Source organism: Flavobacterium bizetiae (assembly GCF_902804475.1).
Lineage (GTDB): Bacteria > Bacteroidota > Bacteroidia > Flavobacteriales > Flavobacteriaceae > Flavobacterium > Flavobacterium bizetiae.
Genome location: NZ_CADCSU010000189.1, coordinates 1 through 17609, shown reverse-complemented (window position 1 = coordinate 17609; position 17609 = coordinate 1). Strand labels below are relative to the sequence as shown.

The following is a 17609-nucleotide window of genomic DNA, read 5'->3' as shown; positions in this document are numbered from 1 at the left end:
CTCAAAATTTCTAAGATGAAAAATGTTATTGCTTTTTTAGTATTACTGATTGTAAATTTCTGTTTTGCCCAAAATAAATTTGATCAAAAAGAAGCTGAAAAATTTCAGAAGACCATAAATGGCGAATATGCTGATCCTAAAACAAGTCCGTTGATGGAAGAAGATTTAAAGACTTTCAAAACTTTAGATTTTTATCCTATAAACAGTAAATATTTTGTGAATGCAAAATTTGAAAAGGCGAAAAATGAAAAAGTTTTCGAAATGAAAACCACAGGAACAAGAACGCCAAAATATATTAAATATGGAACTTTATATTTTACTATAGACGGAGTAGAGCTTAAGCTGAATGTTTACAGAAATATAGAACTTTCGAAAACCAAAGAATACAAAGATCACTTGTTTCTGCCTTTCTCAGATTTAACTTCAGGAAAGGAAAGTTATATAGGAGGAAGGTATATTGATCTAAAAATCCCGAAAGGAAATACACTTGCGGTAGATTTTAATCAGGCATATAATCCGTATTGCGCTTACAATCATAAATATTCTTGTCCGTTAGTTCCGTTAGAAAACGATTTGAATGTTGAAATAAAAGCAGGGGTAAAAACTTTTCATTAATGCAATTTTTCAATTTTCATACCCATCAATTTACCAATCAATCTACTATTTTAGAATTGGTCAATCAATATCCGGAGGAGTTTGATGCGTCGATTCCGTTTTATTCTATTGGCATTCATCCGTGGTATATTAAGGAAGATCGAACTGATGAAGATTTGAGAATTATTGAAGAAAAATTACAAACCGAAAATTGCCTGGCAATTGGCGAATGCGGCTTAGACAAACGAATAGAAATTCCGTTAGATCAGCAAGTTTTGGTTTTTGAAAAACAATTGGCTTTGGCCGAAAAATACAAAAAGCCGGTTGTTATCCATTGCGTTGCCGCTTTTCAGGAAGTGATTGCCATTAAAAAGAAAATGAAAATTTCGGTTCCGATGATTATTCATGGTTTTTCTAAAAACAATCATCTCGCTACTCAACTAATTGCAGCAGGATTTTATCTTTCATTTGGAAAATATTTATTAAAAAATCCGGATTTAAAAACGGTATTTCAGAATACTCCAAACGATCGGTTTTTTCTGGAAACAGATACAATCGAAGAAAGTATCGAACAAGTTTACGATCTGGCATCAGAATATAAAAATATAACAATTAAGGAATTACAAGAGCTTATCTCAAGTAATTATCGGAATGTTTTTGAGAAGTAAAAATATGAAGTTGGTTACCTTGAGCAAAGTCGAAGGGCTTTAAAATTAGAAAGGGCTTCGACTTCGCTCAGCATGACAAACCTGAAACAAAATATTAAAAACAAATAAAAAACAACAAAATAAGATATATGGCAGAGTGGACAGAAAGAGCCGAGCTTTTATTTACAAAAGAAGGATTGCAAAATTTACAAAACTCAAATGTTTTGGTAGTAGGATTAGGCGGAGTGGGATCATTTGCAGCTGAGTTTTTGGCAAGAGCAGGAGTAGGTAGCATGACAATTGTTGACGGAGATGTTGTAGATATTACCAATATCAACAGACAATTACCTGCTTTACATTCAACTGTAGGACAACCTAAAATTACAATCGTAGGAGATCGTTTGATGGATATTAATCCCGAATTGAAACTTACGCGTGTTCAGGAATTTTTATCTCCGGAAAGAGCTTTTGAAATTGTGTCTCCGGAATTCGATTATGTTTTGGACTGTATTGACAGTATTACACCAAAATTAAACCTGATTATTGCAGCAAAACGCAAAAGAGTAAGAATCATAAGCAGTATGGGCGCTGGCGGAAAAATGTTGGCTTCTAAAGTAAAAGTGACTGATATCTCGAAAACCATCAATTGTTACTTTTCTAAAACCATTAGAAAACGTCTGAAAGCAGAAAAAATAAACAAACTAAAAGTAGTTTTCTCTTCTGAAATTCAAGACGAAAAAAGCTTAAAACTTACCGACGGAAAGAACTTTAAAAAGTCATTCTACGGAACCAACAGTTATATGCCGGGGCTGTTTGGCCTACACGTAGCCGAAACAGTAATTAGATATTTGCTTAAAAAGTAAGGCGCTAAGATTCTAAGCTTCTAAGTTGCTAAGGTATTAGTTTAGTAACTCTGAGTTCTTAGTTTCAGAATGCCTTAATAATAACTTTGCCAAAGTTTTAAACTTTGACAAAGTTGCTAGAAAAAAAACTTAGAGCCTTAGCAACTCAGAACCTTAGTACCTTAAAAAAAAATGATTAAAACAGTAATTTACGATATGGATGGTGTAATTGTAGACACTGAACCGGTTCATCGTTATGCCTACTACAAACAATTCTCAGAATTAAATATTACAGTACCCGAAGAAATGTATACTACGTTTACCGGATTTTCGACTCGAAATACATTTCAGACTCTAAAAGGATTTTTCCCGACGATTGAGCACGAGGTAGAAGATTTGATTAAGAGAAAAAGAAATATTTTTAATGATGCTTTTGATACCAAAGAAGATTTGTATCTTTTAGAAGGCGTTGAAGATTTGATTAAAGATTTACACAACAGCGGAATACAGTTAATTTTAGCTTCATCAGCTTCAAAAGTTACGATCGATCGCGTGTTTACAAGATTCAATTTGCATCAGTATTTTACGGATATTGTAAGTGGAGAAGATTTTCCGCAATCAAAACCAAATCCGGCTATTTTTATTCATGCGGCATCTTTATCAGTTGCGCCAAAAGAAGAATGCATCATTATAGAAGACAGCACAAACGGTGTAAAAGCAGCAAAAGCAGCTGGAATCTATTGTGTGGGATATAACAGTCAACATTCTAAGCTGCAGGATTTGTCAGATGCAGATATTATCATCAACAATTTCAGCGAATTAGACGCTCAAAAAATATCACAGCTAAAGGGCTGAATTATAGAAAATTTAACATTTGTTCGGTAATTGAATTTGTAAATTTGAACGAAACAAAATAAACTCAAAAAATGAAAAAAGTACTTATTGCATTAGCCATAATTCTGGCTCCTTTTGCTACAGAGGCGCAGATAAAAACACCACAAGCGAGTCCTAAAGGATATATCAAACAAACAGTTGGATTAACTGATGTTGAAGTTACGTATTCAAGGCCAGGTGCAAGGGGTAGAGCGGTTTTCGGAAATTTAGTTCCGTTTGGTAAATTATGGAGAACCGGCGCTAACGAAAATACAATCATTAATTTTGGTGATGATGTAGTAATCGATGGTAAAACATTGAAAAAAGGAAAATATGCAATTTATACTATTCCTAAAATCGAAAGCTGGGAAGTTATTTTTTACCTTTCTACAGACAACTGGGGATTGCCGGAAAACTGGAATGATGCTTATGTTGCTTTAAGAACTACTGTAAAAGAAGATGCTTTACCAACTCCGCTAGAGACTTTTACAATCGGAATAAATGGATTAGATCCAAATTTTGGATATTTAGATATGGCTTGGGAAAACTCTCACGTAGCTTTAAAATTCGAAGTGCCAACAGCTAAAATTGCTACAGCAAGTATAGAGAAAACTCTAAACGGACCATCTGCAAATGATTATTTTGCTGCTGCTACTTACTTGTTTCAATCAAATGGAAATATCGAAACAGCTAGAACTTATGTAGATAAATCTTTAGATTTAAGTACTGAAAAACCATATTTTATTTTAAGATTAAAAGCGCAAATCCAGGCAAAACAAGGAGATAAAAAAGGAGCTGTTGAAACTGCAAAAGCTTCACTTGCTGCCGCTGAAGCTGCTAACAATCAGGATTACGTAAAATTAAATAAAGACAGTATCGCAGAGTGGAGCAGATAATAATTCTTTGAATTGTTAAATTCCAATACTGACGAACTTCGAGATAAATTCCAAATTCCAATATTCAATTGGGATTTGGAATTTTTTTTTGATTTTTTGTGTTGTTTATGTCATCTCGACGAAGGAGAGATCACACAAGAAATTCCGTTACTAAATGGAGCAATCTTTGCCGAGTTTCTATTGTGATCTCTCCTTCGTCGAGATGACAAGATTGTGTAGAAAAATAAATATTAAGCAATATAGACAGACTTGTCTGTTTGTGTTAAAATATTATTTACATTTGTATCTGTAAATCATGATCAAATGTTACCAAAAGAACGAATTTTAGATACCGTTTCAGTCCTGTTTCACAAACAAGGCTATAACGCAACAGGCGTCAACCAGATTATCGAAGAAGCCAAAGTTGCCAAAGCGAGTTTTTATCAGCACTTTAAATCAAAAGAAGATTTATGTGTAGCGTTTCTAAATGAGCGACATACTTTTTGGTTCAATGTATTAGAAAACTTCACTTTATCGGAAAAAGATACAAAAGCAAAAGTTTTAGCTTCTTTTGATTTTTTAATAGAAATGAATCAAAAGGAAGATTTTCGGGGATGTAGTTTTCTAAATATTCTTTCAGAAATCCCTTCAGATAACACAAAGATTCTTAGCGTAATTCAAAGTCATAAAACAGATTTACGTCAGTATTTCAAAGCCATTTTACCCGATAATCTTATAGCAGATCATGTTTATTTACTTTTCGAAAGTTGTATTATCGAAAGTCAGTTATTCAAATCCAATGATCTGATCGAGCAGTCAAAAAAAATCATTCAAACCTTAATTTCATAAAAATGGAACAAAAATTACCGTTGCCACCTTTCACATACGAAACGGCATTAGAAAAAATTCAGTTGGCCGAAGACGCCTGGAACAGTCAGGATCCGGAAAGAGTTTCAAAAGCGTATACCATTGACAGCGAATGGAGAAACAGGGATCAGTTCGTAAACGGAAGGGAAGAAATAGTATATTTTCTCACTCAAAAATGGCAAAAAGAGAAAAACTATAAACTCAAAAAAGAATATTGGGCACATACCGAAAACAGAATAGCCGTTCGATTTGAGTATGAATATCAAAACCTAAACGGAGATTGGTTTAGAGCTTATGGAAATGAAAATTGGGAATTTGATACAAATGGTCTAATGCAAAAAAGATTTGCCAGTATAAACGATCTTGCGATTAAAGAAGAAGATAGAAAGTTGAAATAAAATCAACTAGTTCATACTTGGCGGCTCAGGAATTTTAATGCTTCTCTTTATTTTCTTTACGATTAGCAAATAAAAAGTAATTCCGCCCAGAATGATAAGCAATGCAATTTGCAATTGCCCAAGACTATTATTTTTGCTGTACATAGCATTAGCGCTTGCCAGTTTCGCCTTTCCTTCCTGAATCTGAATCTGAGATAATGATTCTAAAGTCAGTAAGGCATCATGGCTCAGACTGGCAATTTTGCTCCAGTTTTTGCTCGCTACCTGTTTGTTTATTTCTTTGCACGAAATCAAAAACGCATCAAAATACTGTTTTTCTTTATTGGTTAAAACCGTTTTAGCGTACAAATCATCAATATTATGAATTACATCAAGCGTACGAATAATTTCGTCTTTTTTGATGTTATCGCTTAAATCGAGTTTTTCAGCCTCAGCTTTTATAAAATGAAGTTCTTTAGAATATTGAAAAATATAATGTGCCACAACCAGTCGGTCATTAAAAATCTCATTGATATTTTTATTTACGTTTTTCGAATTCTGAAGCGTATTAAAGTTACCCAACAGAATGATTAGCATCACAATAAGTAAAATAAAAGCAGCTTTCGTTTTATTGCTGTATTTTTTTAAATCTTTCATAATGCTGCGTTTTAAATTGATTTGTAAGACTGTTTATTAAATGGAATGTATTGCTTAATTTTTGATAGGAACTTTGTTTTATTTTGCAAGTATTCCAACTTTTAAACCCTTCTTTATATTTTTTATTGAACCAATAGGCGCAATTTGTATGCTTTTATCTCCTTTTTCAACATAAAAATAATAAATGCTATTGGTGCTAATAAGGTAAATTTGCTTAGATTCACCACTATTGTAATTTAAAGTATAATTATAATCTATTTTATTTTCCCTGATGCGATGTATAGTAGAGTAGCCACCAGCAACTCCTGTTCCAATAAAAAATGATAATAAAATAACAGCAAACATTTTGAAAGAGGCAAAAATGTAATAATTTTTAATCTCGTCTTCAGATAGTTTTTCTTCAGATTTTAATTCGAAAATTTTTTGAAGTGTTCTATTATTACGGTACTTCAGAAAGATTTTTGGCAAATTATAATGAAAGACAAAAAGTGATATTATAAATAAAAGTGTTATTGGATTTGAAGTAAACTCAGCAATTGGACTAAGTAAAATGTCCATGATCGTTGAATATTTCAGAATATTTATTCCTAATTGATAGTAAAAGATGCTCTCTTTAAGTATTCCTAATATTACAAGATAAATGTAACCTAGGGGAAGTAGTTTTTGTATTTCCTCTGAATATTTCATTAAATGGTTTGTTTTTGGCAAAGACTAAAATAGTACTTTTTTATTACAAATATTCAATAGATGAGTTACAAAAAATATTATTATTTATTTTGAAAAATTAATGTTCTTGTTTGCTTGTTTACAATTTCAGCCCCTTCACTTAGAAATGCCGGATTTGTACATTCACCATAGCTGATATAAACGATGTGATCGTCATCATCTAAGTTTTCATTTCTCCTTTCGGCTTCGAGAGAACTTTCCATTCCCATAATCAATATAACAGAATTTCCTTCGCGATAAAGTTGTGTCGTGATTCCTATTAATCGATCTTTGCCAATTTGTTGCTTCTTTATCCTCCAATCCCAAAAGCATCATACAATATAATAATGAACACGGCTTCGAATCTTTCCATTTAGGATTTTGTTCTATAATTTCAGTTCCTTGATTTAAGTTCTCATAACATTTTGTGTAAAGTTGTGCCGAAATCGAATGATCTTCAATTTCCATACTCTCATCTGTATTTTGGCTTTTTGCCTGAAAGCTTAAAATTAATAATACAGCAAAGAGGATTTTTTTTATCATAGCTTAAATATTTAATACTAAAAAGGAGAAGCTTCAGCTCTTGATTTGTATTTGTTATTCTCAATAATCCATAAAATTATATATCCTCCCGCACCATCACCATTTAATGCCTGAATATATAAAATATTATTTACTTCATCATAATAGGCTTCCGAATACTCAAGATTGGGCTCAAACAAGTTTTTTAATGCACTCGCCGGAATTTCAATCTTTTCATTTTTTATTTGCACATCAATAGATTTATATTCCGTTTTCGGAATACCTCCGTCAGTTCCAAATATACCTAAATTGTCAATTTTAATAATAATATCTGAATCTTTATCCAGAAATTTTAATTTATGATTTGCTTTTATAAATTTAGTTTCTGTAAGTTCAATTCTGATGTTTTTATTGGCCAGAATTGCTTTACCATTGATATTAGACTTTAAAGGAATCTTTTTAAAAGTAGTAATATCTTTAAATTTATCCTTGTAGATATAACCATGCAAATCTTTTCCATTTTTTTGGTAATCTACATTTGCCCAATTACCTTCTGGTTCAAAATAATAGACAACAAATCCATTATCAAGTTTGTCCGAAATATTATTGGCTATTTTGGCAGAACTTCGAACATTTACATATCCGTCAGCATCATTTATTATAGCAAATTGAGAAAAGCAAAAATTAGAACTTAAGATTAAAAAGAGGTAAAAAATTTTCTTCATTTTTATTTATTTTGATTTCTTTTTCGAATAAAAAAAATCATCAAGGTAAAAATTAGAGCCGCTAGAAAAACGTAAAATCTTAGATTAGTACTTGTTGTCCCGCCTTCATTATCCCAAGGAGCGCCTAACGTAATGGTAGTAAGTATCGCTTCAACAAAACCAATAAATATTCTGCTAAATATTCCGCTTATTCCTTCTCCGCAATCTTTACAGGTAGAAAATCCATATATAAATCCCGTTAACGGAAACGAAAGCAAAACTCCAATAATAGCCGAAGTAAATAGTTTTTTTCTATCTGTTGTTGTCTTTTTTTCCAAAAGTTTAATTTTGTTTGAATTACTCCAAAACCACGTTATCAGTTTCTTTTTCTCCTCTAAAGAAAGCAATTTGTATAAACAATGCCAATATTATGGTTAAAATAGCACCAATAAAATTCAGCCATAAATAACCTAATTTTTCCTGACCGCTTGGATGTATTGCAATCGTAAAATAGAAAATGATAAATATGGTAATCTGGCTAATGATCGCACTAATAAACATTGCTTTTGCTTTTACATAGCGCAAGTAAAATCCAACTAAAAAGATTCCCAAAACGGTTCCGTAGAAAATAGAACCAATAATGTTAACCAACTGAATTAAATTCTCAAACAAAGTCCCTACACAAGCAAAAAGAATAGCTACAACTCCCCAGAATAAGGTGAAAAATTTAGTCGCATTTAGATAATGCTTTTCGGATTTTACGGTTTTTAAATTTCGTTTGTAAATGTCAATTGCTGTTGTAGAAGCTAAGGCATTCAATCCCGAAGCTGTAGATGACATTGCTGCCGAAAGAATTACAGCCAATAACAAACCAATAAGTCCTTTAGGTAAATAATTTAAGATAAAATGAAAAAACACATAATCCTTATCATTGGTTTCGCTATTACTATCTGCCCTTAAAATTATTTCTTTGGCACGGTCGCGAAGATCTTTTTCCTTGTTAGAAAGAGTAACTAATTCTTTTCTTAGAATTGGATTATCAAAATCCTGATTCAACTGATCGATGTACAGTAAATTAATTACTTTTTTGTCTTCTGAAAGCGTGCTTAATTTTTTCTCTAAAGCATGATATTCCTCTTTATAAGCCGATTTTTCAATAACAATTTTATTATTCGGATTAAAATTCAACGGAACAGGATTGAATTGGAAAAACACAAAAACCATAACTCCGGTTAATAGAATAAAAAATTGCATTGGCACTTTTAAAAGTCCATTCATGATTAAACCCATTTGGCTTTCGCGAACAGATTTTCCGGATAAATAACGGCCAACCTGAGATTGATCAGTTCCAAAATAGGCGAGGGCAAGGAAAAAACCTCCTGTAATTCCGCTCCAGAAAGTGTATTTTTCTTCAGGATTAAAAGAAAAATCTACAATATTCATTTTATCGTTAGCACCCGCAATATGCAATGCACTAGTAAATGTCATATCGTTTGGAAGATAATGTAAGATCAGGAAAAAGGTAATAAACATTCCCGACATGATAACAAACATTTGTTGTTTCTGGGTGACGTTTACCGCTTTTGTTCCTCCTGAAAAGGTATAAATGATGACAAGAACTCCAATAATAATATTCATTAAAGTCAAGTTCCAGCCTAAAAGTGCCGACAAAATGATAGCGGGCGCATATATTGTAAGTCCTGTTCCTAAACCTCTTTGCACCAAAAATAAGATAGCGGCCAATGAACGTGTTTTAAGATCAAATCGCTTCTCTAAAAATTCATAAGCTGTAAAGACTTTATTTTTATGATATAATGGTATAAAAGTCAGGCAAATAACAATCATAGCGATTGGCAATCCAAAATAGAATTGCACAAATCCCATTCCGTCATGATAAGCTTGTCCCGGAGTCGATAAAAAAGTAATGGCACTGGCTTGCGTTGCCATAACAGACAATCCCACGGTATACCAAGGGGTTTCGTTGTTTCCTAAAATAAAATCCTCGACGTTTTTACTTCCTCTGGTTTTCCAGGAACCGTACCCAACAATAAATAAAAGAGTAACAATAAGTACGATCCAATCAAATAGTTGCATAGGTTATGAGTATAATTGCATGATTAAGAAAAAAATCACAATGTAAATAGCATTGGCCACCAAAACATAGGTGTAGCTCTTTTTCCATTTCTTCGTTTTTTTAGCTTCCATATTTTGAATGTTTATTTTTTTATTTCCGGTTTAGGAGCTTCTATTGGCTGCTTTAATGAAATCATATTCGATAACAATCTGTAAGCACCGGCAACACCTTCCGGTAATTCTCTAAAAAAGCTCAAACCGGTGTAAATATAATATCCTTTTCCGTAAGGAGCCACTAATAAAGCCCCGTTTTTAGGCGATTCGCCTTTGTCATGAGACGATATAATAGGAGTGAAGGCAGGATCGTACTGATCTGGATAATACAAACCTTGTTCTTGTGTCCAGCCTTCAAAATCTTTTGAACTGATCTTGTTTGGCGTATTTAAAATAGGATGATTTGGCGCCAGAAAAGTAACTTTTGCATTTTCTTCGGTCACACGATCGTTTGAGATTTTTAGTGGATAAGGCGCAATCTGATCGGTTACAGTTTTACCATAAGTATTGTATTGTACGATCATGTTTTTGCCGCTTTTTACAAAATTAAAAAGTATATTTTGTTTGTTGGCTAAAGCATTTACAGTGTTATAAGCACGAACACCTGTAATTACAACATTAAAAGAATCCAGTTTTTCAGGTGTAATTTCTTCAGGTTTAATGATGGTTACTTTATAACCCATTTGAGCCAAACTTTCCGGAACTTCGTCGCCTGCACCCATAATATAGGCAATGGCGTCACCGTTGGTTTTTAAGTCAATTCGAATGCATTTTGATTCAGCTGGTTTTAATACCATTTGCTTGGTAATATGGCTGTAATCAATGATAGTCAAATCTTTATCAAAACGTTTATTATCTACAATTGCAATGCTTTTTGCAACGGCTTCTTCCGGATTTAGGGGCGGAGTAACCTCAAAATAAAAAATCTGTTCGTTTCCTTTTTTATCTAAACTAAAAGCAATTTCTTTTGGAGAAACATTCCAGCTTTTAGGCAATTCTAATTGTAGCTTTCCTTTAATATTATCTTTTCCTGCGCGTACTTTTACGGGAATCATTTTACTTTTTACAGATCCAAAAATCAGTACTTTCTCTAATACGGAAGTCGTTACTTCAGGAACGATATCAAGAAAATTATACATTTCGCCTTTTACGCCATCATTGTATTTGTAAACAACGGTACGCTCAAACGGAATTTCGACACCACGTATTTTAATATTAAAAACAACTTTTACCTGTCTGATAATATCCGGAATACCAATATTTTCCTGATTAGAAACGGTATACATTCCTATAGTAGCTTTTTCTTTTAACCAATAAGGCTGAGTATATTCAATAGTATTAGGAAGCTGAATTTGTAAATTGAATTTTTGATCGTTATTATTTTTTAATGCTATATTCTGCGGTGAATTTTTATTATCCGGCAATGAAGTTACACTCATCAATTGCATATCAACAGGAGATCTGTTAATAGCCTCAAGACTTAATCTGATCGTGCTTCCCGGAGTTGCTTCCTGTTCCGTGGCAACAGCCTCAAGATATAGTCCCGAGCAAGATGCAATGATGTTTTTTATAGCCGCCGATTTTAAAGATTTCCAATGATCATCTTCCAGAGCTTCAATCATTATATACGCTTTTACTAAATCAGGAATACTCGCCGATGGGTTACTAAAATCATATTTAGAGATGATTGTTGTAATTAAATCTCCAATTGGTTTTCCGTTTTTAACACGATTCCATGAAGTATCAATTCCATCAAATAAATCATCAAGATTTTTAGCTTCATCTCCTTTAATGAGTTCCAGATATTCTGTTTCCTGACCACGTGCCCCAGTACTTCCAAAACCTTGAGACTGGTGACGGCTTCGGCTTAAAGCTGCAATTTCCTGATTCGATTTCCCGATTCCGTTATAATAAACTCCTGTTTCCAGTTTGGTAAATTTTGATTTATTAGCGGCGTCAAACTTTTCCTGGCTGCCGTAAAACCACCACGACGGATTAAAATACAAACGCTTTACCTGCCAAGGTTTTACATCTTTTAATTGTTCCGGATATATTTTTGGATCATTGGTAAGTTTAAAACTTTCTACACTCAACATTGCCGATGATGTGTGATGCCCGTGAGTAGTGCCGGGAGAACGATGATCAAAACGATTAATGATTACGTCGGGTTGAAATTTTCTAATAGTCCAGACTACGTCTGCCAATACTTTATCCTTATCCCAAATTTCTAAGGTTTCGTCAGGATTTTTTGAGTAACCAAAATCATTTGCACGAGAGAAAAACTGCTCTCCACCGTCTATTTTTCTAGCTTCGATTAATTCCTGAGTTCTTATAACACCCAATAATTCACGTAATTGAGGACCAATCAAATTCTGACCTCCATCGCCACGTGTTAAAGATAAATAACCGGTTCTGGCATTCATCTCATTGGCCATATACGAAATCAAACGGGTGTTTTCGTCGTCAGGATGGGCAGCCAAATATAAAGCTGAACCTAAAAAGTTTAATTTTTTGATTTGATTGTAAATTTCTACAGAACTTGGTTTTTGTGGTTGTTGTGCAAAAGAAATGGAAATCCCTGTTAAAAAAATAAGAAGAATTTGTATCTGGATTTTTCGCATAGCGTAGTTAAATGTTTGAAAGAGCTTCAAAAATACTAATTATATTTTTGAACAGTATTTAAATGAAATGTTAATGTTTGGTTATTGATTTCCTTTTTTAAGAAAACTGGTTCAAAAAAAAAGCTGTTAGATCAAATCTAACAGCTTTTAATAGAATTAATATAAAACCTTATATTAGTGTAATTCTGGAATAGTACAGAAACAATTATTTTAGTTTGTTTTCTGTATCTTTATAAGTTCCGGTAATGGTTACATTACTATTTTTTGTTACTTTTCCGTAAATAGTAATAGACGAATCATTTCCTATAAAGTTAATTTTCGCTCCGCTATTTAATCTTAAGTCTCCCCAGATTACTACTGTACCTTCAATTTGTAATACAGCATTACTGTTGATGATTAACTCTGTAGGATTTTGTTGTTGGTATTTTCCTTGTGCTAAAGTTCCTCTCATATTAAAAGTTCCTCCGCTATTTAAAGTCAAACCATTTTGAATCGTGATTGAACCACAATGTGTTAATATCGCACCAGAATTGATCATAGCAGAACTAATTGCAGTAGAACCAGAGTATGATTTTATTTCGTTTGAATTTAAAATTAAATTCTGACCTTGGTTATAAGCACCATATCCTGTACAACCAGCAAAAACAGTACTTGGTTTTTCCATTTTGATAATTTTCAAACCACCTTTTCCGCTTGCTACATAAATAAAGTTACCACTTGATTTTACATAGTTTGATGAACCTAAAATATCTACTGTTCCTAATAAATCAAGTTGCGTACCTGTTTTATAAACATTTAAACCAGCAGCACCATTTGCAACAAATGCATAACCATCGTTTACAGAAACTGCGTTAGTAACATTATCTTCACCAGATGTAGCCAATGCAAGAGTTTGTACTTTCGAACCGCTATTGATATCGTAAACTCCTAAACCGTTATATCCTTCAGATACTAATAATTTAGTACCATCAAAGTCCATTGTTCTTTTTGCTCCGCTTACATCTGCAGAAGTTGTGAAACTTTTTTGTAAAGCAAGAGTAGATTCATTGTAAATATTTACACCTTTTGTACCACTTAAAGTAACGATTTTATCGCCACTAATAGCTACAGAACGCAAATCATCAAGAGTAGCTTTTCCTGAAATTGCTTTTGTTGTGCTATTAATTTTAAACAAACTTCCTTTATCTCCGGTAGTAGCAAAGTAAGAAGTTGAATTTGCTGCAACATCTGTTGTAACTTTTCCTTCAAGATTTGTAATCGTATATTTATCAGTAAGCATTCCAGAGCTCAATTGCATTGTAATTACAATTGAAGGATTGGTGAATGCCGCATTTTTATCGATATCTGTCGCCGCTCCAATAATCAAATTTCCGTTTGAGTAAGTAAGCGATGTAATATCAGTATTGGCAATTAATGCCGATGTAATTAGTTTAGGTTTGTAAGGATTAGTAACATCTATAAGGTCAATTGCTCCTGAATAAGCATCTCCACGCATAGTATACGCTACATAAGCATAGTTTCCGTTTACAGCCACATGACTTGCCTGTAACGTTTTTCCGCTACCATCTGTTGGAGGATTTACCTCTGCAATTTGTACCAATGGAAAATTATTTGTTGCTGATTCAGCACTTTTAGCGAATTTTCCGGTTGAAAGACCTGTAATAGAAAGTACTCCTGAATTAGTGTAATCCAATCTCTTACTTAAAGAAGTAATATCGTTATTGATTTCGATAGCATTGTCTTTTGCCTGATTATCAGTATTTGAATCATCATTGCTTGTACAAAATGTAAAAAGCGACATTGCTATAAATGAAAATAAATAAACTTTTTTATTCATGTTGTTTCTTTAATTTAATTTTTTGCAAATATAAGCCATAAAAACAATAAAATAAGGTATTACTTAAGAATTATTTAACTCAACTGTTTGTACGATAGTTATTTATGTTAAATGCGCAATGAATTGATGAATTAGTCGTTAAATTATAAAGAAAAAAAAGAGAGTATCATTAATTTGATACTCTCTTATATTGAAAATTAACTATTTAGTAAATTATCTTCTTCCGTGACCGCCATGTCCGTGATCATCATCATCATGTCTATCACGTCTATCATGCTTATCATGATGTTTGTCGTGCTTGTCGTGGTTTCTGTTATCATAATGTCTATAATCTCTACGATCATTACGACGCTCATTATAACCATAAACCTCTCCTGGTCTGTAAGGTCTTTGTGGAGCTCCGTGATATCCTTTATAATATTTTACTCTGTGACGATCAAAATAAGTGTAAGGAGTTCTTCCGTGGTAATCAGTTAAAACTACTTTATAGCCTCCGTATAAATCATAATTTCTATATTGTCTTGGTAAGTAAGTTGTTCTAACCCATCTTCCTCCGCCAAAATAAATAAACTGAGAAGCTCTTACATCATAATACGCTTCGATGTCTGGTAAATAATAATATTCCATTTCTGCATATCCCGCAGGTCCCCATGCAGGAGGAGATCCTATATTAACATTTATTGATACCTGAGCTTGTGTGGCGCTTGCAACCATCAGAAATAAACCTACGATTGCTATTTTTATTGTTTTCATTTTTTTTAGTTTTAATGTTAATGTTATTCCTGTTTAGGGATATTCATATACTGTGCCAAAAATGAAAATGAAATGTATTTGGTCGGATTAAATTAGCGTTTTAACGAGTAATGTTTATATAGATTTTTTGTAACGTTTTGATTTTTAAAACGTTTTCGTAAAATTATAATTTTGAAAAAAAATATAGACAAAATTCAATTATCGGTATTCTACAGCTCTTGGTTTAGCAAGTTCAAAATTTTGCAAACCAAAATCAGTGGTTTCAAAAGTATTTGTTTTAAATACATTATCACCCTGAAAAGGAATAGTAGGGTAGTAGGAAATCGAAAGCTGGAATGAACTAAATACTAAGTAGTCATTACTGATCAATAATCCCAGGGTAATCTTTTGATATGCTTTATTTCTTCCCATTGCATCATTAGGACTTCCTAGTACGGCAATCGAATAATTAAAAAATGGATTCATACGAAATCCCCAAAGTGAATGCGGAGAATAGGTTTGCGTCTGAAGTGACAAAACCATTTTATTCGTTCCATATATCGCACTATTGAATCCGGCTAAACCATTTTGTTCGTTGATATTCAGCTGATCTCCAATAATATCTTCACGGTTTACGCCTATAACAAACTTAGGATTAACAAATTGTCGTAGTTTCCAATTACCAATTGTATAAAGCTTTGTAAAATAATTGGTTTCCATCAAAAATGCCGTTTGATAGGTTTTTGATTGATGAAAGAAGGTACCTGCTTCAAAATTCATACTTAGAAATCCAAATTTGTAATAATTTCCAAATGAAAATTGTCCACCAACATAAGGCCTCCAAAAAGTATTTTTATATTGATATCCAAAAGTGACTCCATAGATCCTCCCAATAGGAACGTCTTCAACCTGGCCATTTCTAAAGAGATAAGTTTCTTTTATAAATTTACGTCTGTTAAGTCCAATTCCGGTAAGGATAAATTTTTCATCCGAATAAAAATTGGTGGGATCATAGAGTGGAGAAGGGCTTTCTTTATAATTAATATTAAGAAATCGAGCCGAAGCAACCAAATTGGTTATTCCGTTTTCATCTTCAAATACTTTAGAAGCATGTCCTGCCCATAAATCCTGAAAGTTATTTTTAAAAGGCTGAAAGGCATACGAACTGTCTGGCGCCTGCAAGGAATCTCGTCTAAAAATCTGACCTACATAAACACCACCGGCCCATTTCGTAAGCGGAGAATAAAAGAGTCGCTCTATATTGATACTTTTAGTATAATTATTGTCAAGATCCATGTTATAATGCAATGTTGTACCAATGTAAGTATTCTTGATATTTGGTACCGTGTACGTAACATCATTACCATTACTGCCATCATCAAATCGATTGGTAAAACGATATTCAAGTTGTTGTCCAGTTCCAAAAAAGTCTTTTTCTTTTACTCCAAGTGAAACGCGGCTACTGGAAATAGAAAATTTAGGAATTGTACTCCATGAATCCAAAACACGAATGGTAACATCTACAGAATCTGAAGCTACGCCGGCAACTTTATTTGTCACTCTCACAGCAGAAACATACCTCTGAGAACGTATCAAACGCTCAGATTCCTGTACTTTATAAGTATCATAAGGTGTATTTCTTTTGAATAGTAATAAGTTGTAAATCGCTATTTTTTTTGTTTTCAGATGCAATCTGTTTCCGGTTCTTTCTCCCCAATTTTTGGGCATTTGAGTAGTATCAGTAAGAGATTGTCCAAACGGATCTAAGGTCACGATATTGATTTTTCTAATGATTTTACCATTAAAATTGGTTGTGTCATTTTGCACCAGAATAGGTTCCTTTTTCTTTGTTTTAGCCGATCTGAATAATAGTTTATGAAGTGTTTGTGTAAATTTATTTCTCTTAGAATAATTTTTAATTTTAGTATAAACCTCTGTAGTGTCTTTTTTTTCTTTGGCATCTTTCTTTGACTTATCAACCTGACCATAGGTACTTTGTAAACAAAAGCACAAGAGGAGAAAGATTATTATTTTAGAGTTTAGAGACATTAGATGATTATACGGGCTTAAAAGTTATTTTTTGATATGAATATAGTAAATTAATAAGACTATTTTGTAAAAACGAGATACTATTTAATCTTCGGTTCGTGCTTTTCGAATTCTCCAGGTAAATTTTCTCGGCATATGATTTCCCATTAAATATCCCCAGGGCTCTAACGATTCAATTCGGTCAAATATTATCTTTAAAATTGCTAAAAGCGGAATTGCTAAAAACATGCCGGATATTCCTGCTGCGGCGCCACCGACAATGATTCCGATGATGGAAACAAAAGCATTTATTTCAACTTTAGAATTAATAATTAAAGGCACTAATAAGTTGTTGTCTATCAATTGAACAATTACATTCACAATTAAAATACCTAAGATTATTGAAGTATCTGCCGATCCTGTTAAAGAAGCCAAAACGGTAATAATTCCAGCAATTAAAATTCCTATGTAAGGTATAACATTAAGAATCCCTGTAATTAATCCTAACAGAATAAAATACTTGATTCCGATGATCCAAAGTCCTAAAGCTGTTAATACAGACACAACTATCATTTCTATAATTAAACTAACAATATAATTA

The 17609-nt window shown here is 32.8% G+C and carries 18 protein-coding genes; 7 read left to right on the top strand and 11 right to left on the bottom strand.

Annotation, left to right across the window (positions count from 1 at the left end; genetic code table 11):
* Positions 1 to 15 precede the first annotated feature (15 nt).
* The 7 genes from FLACOL7796_RS23035 (at position 16) to FLACOL7796_RS23005 (ending at position 5096) form a co-directional block, all read left to right on the top strand.
* A complete protein-coding gene (locus FLACOL7796_RS23035; protein WP_173973117.1) occupies positions 16 to 615 on the top strand; it encodes a DUF1684 domain-containing protein in 600 nt (199 codons plus the stop codon).
* Positions 615 to 1262, top strand: coding sequence for a TatD family hydrolase (locus FLACOL7796_RS23030; protein WP_173973116.1), 648 nt, complete (start codon positions 615 to 617; stop codon positions 1260 to 1262). Before FLACOL7796_RS23035 ends, FLACOL7796_RS23030 begins: the two co-directional genes overlap by 1 nt.
* A gap of 128 nt (positions 1263 to 1390) precedes the next feature.
* Entirely contained in the window at positions 1391 to 2104 is a 714-nt protein-coding gene (locus tag FLACOL7796_RS23025) for a tRNA threonylcarbamoyladenosine dehydratase (protein ID WP_173973115.1), read from the top strand.
* 171 nt (positions 2105 to 2275) lie between these two features.
* Positions 2276 to 2938, top strand: coding sequence for an HAD family hydrolase (locus tag FLACOL7796_RS23020; RefSeq protein ID WP_173973114.1), 663 nt, complete (start codon positions 2276 to 2278; stop codon positions 2936 to 2938).
* 71 nt (positions 2939 to 3009) lie between these two features.
* Positions 3010 to 3852: a DUF2911 domain-containing protein gene (locus FLACOL7796_RS23015; protein ID WP_173973113.1), complete on the top strand. Its 843-nt coding sequence runs from the start codon at positions 3010 to 3012 to the stop codon at positions 3850 to 3852.
* Between the two features lie 303 nt (positions 3853 to 4155).
* Positions 4156 to 4680, top strand: a complete 525-nt coding sequence (locus FLACOL7796_RS23010) for a TetR/AcrR family transcriptional regulator (RefSeq protein ID WP_173973112.1) — start codon at positions 4156 to 4158, stop codon at positions 4678 to 4680.
* A 2-nt stretch (positions 4681 to 4682) separates the two neighbouring features.
* Positions 4683 to 5096: a nuclear transport factor 2 family protein gene (locus FLACOL7796_RS23005; protein ID WP_173973111.1), complete on the top strand. Its 414-nt coding sequence runs from the start codon at positions 4683 to 4685 to the stop codon at positions 5094 to 5096.
* A 6-nt stretch (positions 5097 to 5102) separates the two neighbouring features.
* Here FLACOL7796_RS23005 and FLACOL7796_RS23000 read toward each other — a convergent pair whose 3' ends face one another.
* From FLACOL7796_RS23000 to FLACOL7796_RS22950, 11 genes are all read right to left on the bottom strand, one after another.
* Entirely contained in the window at positions 5103 to 5732 is a 630-nt protein-coding gene (locus FLACOL7796_RS23000; protein WP_173973110.1) for an MCP four helix bundle domain-containing protein, read from the bottom strand.
* A 78-nt stretch (positions 5733 to 5810) separates the two neighbouring features.
* Positions 5811 to 6419 carry a hypothetical protein gene (locus tag FLACOL7796_RS22995; RefSeq protein WP_173973109.1) on the bottom strand — a complete coding sequence of 203 codons (609 nt, stop codon included), beginning with the start codon at positions 6417 to 6419 and terminating at the stop codon, positions 5811 to 5813.
* Positions 6420 to 6499: 80 nt separating this feature from the next.
* The gene (locus FLACOL7796_RS22990; RefSeq protein WP_173973108.1) at positions 6500 to 6661 is read right to left on the bottom strand and encodes a hypothetical protein; all 162 of its coding nucleotides are present in this window, start codon (positions 6659 to 6661) and stop codon (positions 6500 to 6502) included.
* A gap of 336 nt (positions 6662 to 6997) precedes the next feature.
* The gene (locus tag FLACOL7796_RS22985) at positions 6998 to 7684 is read right to left on the bottom strand and encodes an SH3 domain-containing protein (RefSeq protein ID WP_173973107.1); all 687 of its coding nucleotides are present in this window, start codon (positions 7682 to 7684) and stop codon (positions 6998 to 7000) included.
* Positions 7685 to 7686: 2 nt separating this feature from the next.
* Positions 7687 to 8001, bottom strand: a complete 315-nt coding sequence (locus FLACOL7796_RS22980; RefSeq protein WP_173973106.1) for a hypothetical protein — start codon at positions 7999 to 8001, stop codon at positions 7687 to 7689.
* A 19-nt stretch (positions 8002 to 8020) separates the two neighbouring features.
* On the bottom strand, positions 8021 to 9757 hold the full coding sequence (locus FLACOL7796_RS22975) for a sodium:solute symporter (protein ID WP_173973105.1): 1737 nt from the start codon (positions 9755 to 9757) through the stop codon (positions 8021 to 8023).
* 122 nt (positions 9758 to 9879) lie between these two features.
* A complete protein-coding gene (locus FLACOL7796_RS22970) occupies positions 9880 to 12411 on the bottom strand; it encodes a PIG-L family deacetylase (protein ID WP_173973104.1) in 2532 nt (843 codons plus the stop codon).
* A 205-nt stretch (positions 12412 to 12616) separates the two neighbouring features.
* Positions 12617 to 14248, bottom strand: coding sequence for an LVIVD repeat-containing protein (locus tag FLACOL7796_RS22965; RefSeq protein WP_173973103.1), 1632 nt, complete (start codon positions 14246 to 14248; stop codon positions 12617 to 12619).
* A 213-nt stretch (positions 14249 to 14461) separates the two neighbouring features.
* The gene (locus tag FLACOL7796_RS22960; protein ID WP_173973102.1) at positions 14462 to 15001 is read right to left on the bottom strand and encodes a hypothetical protein; all 540 of its coding nucleotides are present in this window, start codon (positions 14999 to 15001) and stop codon (positions 14462 to 14464) included.
* A 198-nt stretch (positions 15002 to 15199) separates the two neighbouring features.
* On the bottom strand, positions 15200 to 16993 hold the full coding sequence (locus FLACOL7796_RS22955; protein WP_317168360.1) for a BamA/TamA family outer membrane protein: 1794 nt from the start codon (positions 16991 to 16993) through the stop codon (positions 15200 to 15202).
* A gap of 120 nt (positions 16994 to 17113) precedes the next feature.
* The coding region (locus tag FLACOL7796_RS22950) for an AI-2E family transporter (protein ID WP_173973100.1) at positions 17114 to 17609 on the bottom strand (496 nt) is incomplete at its 5' end.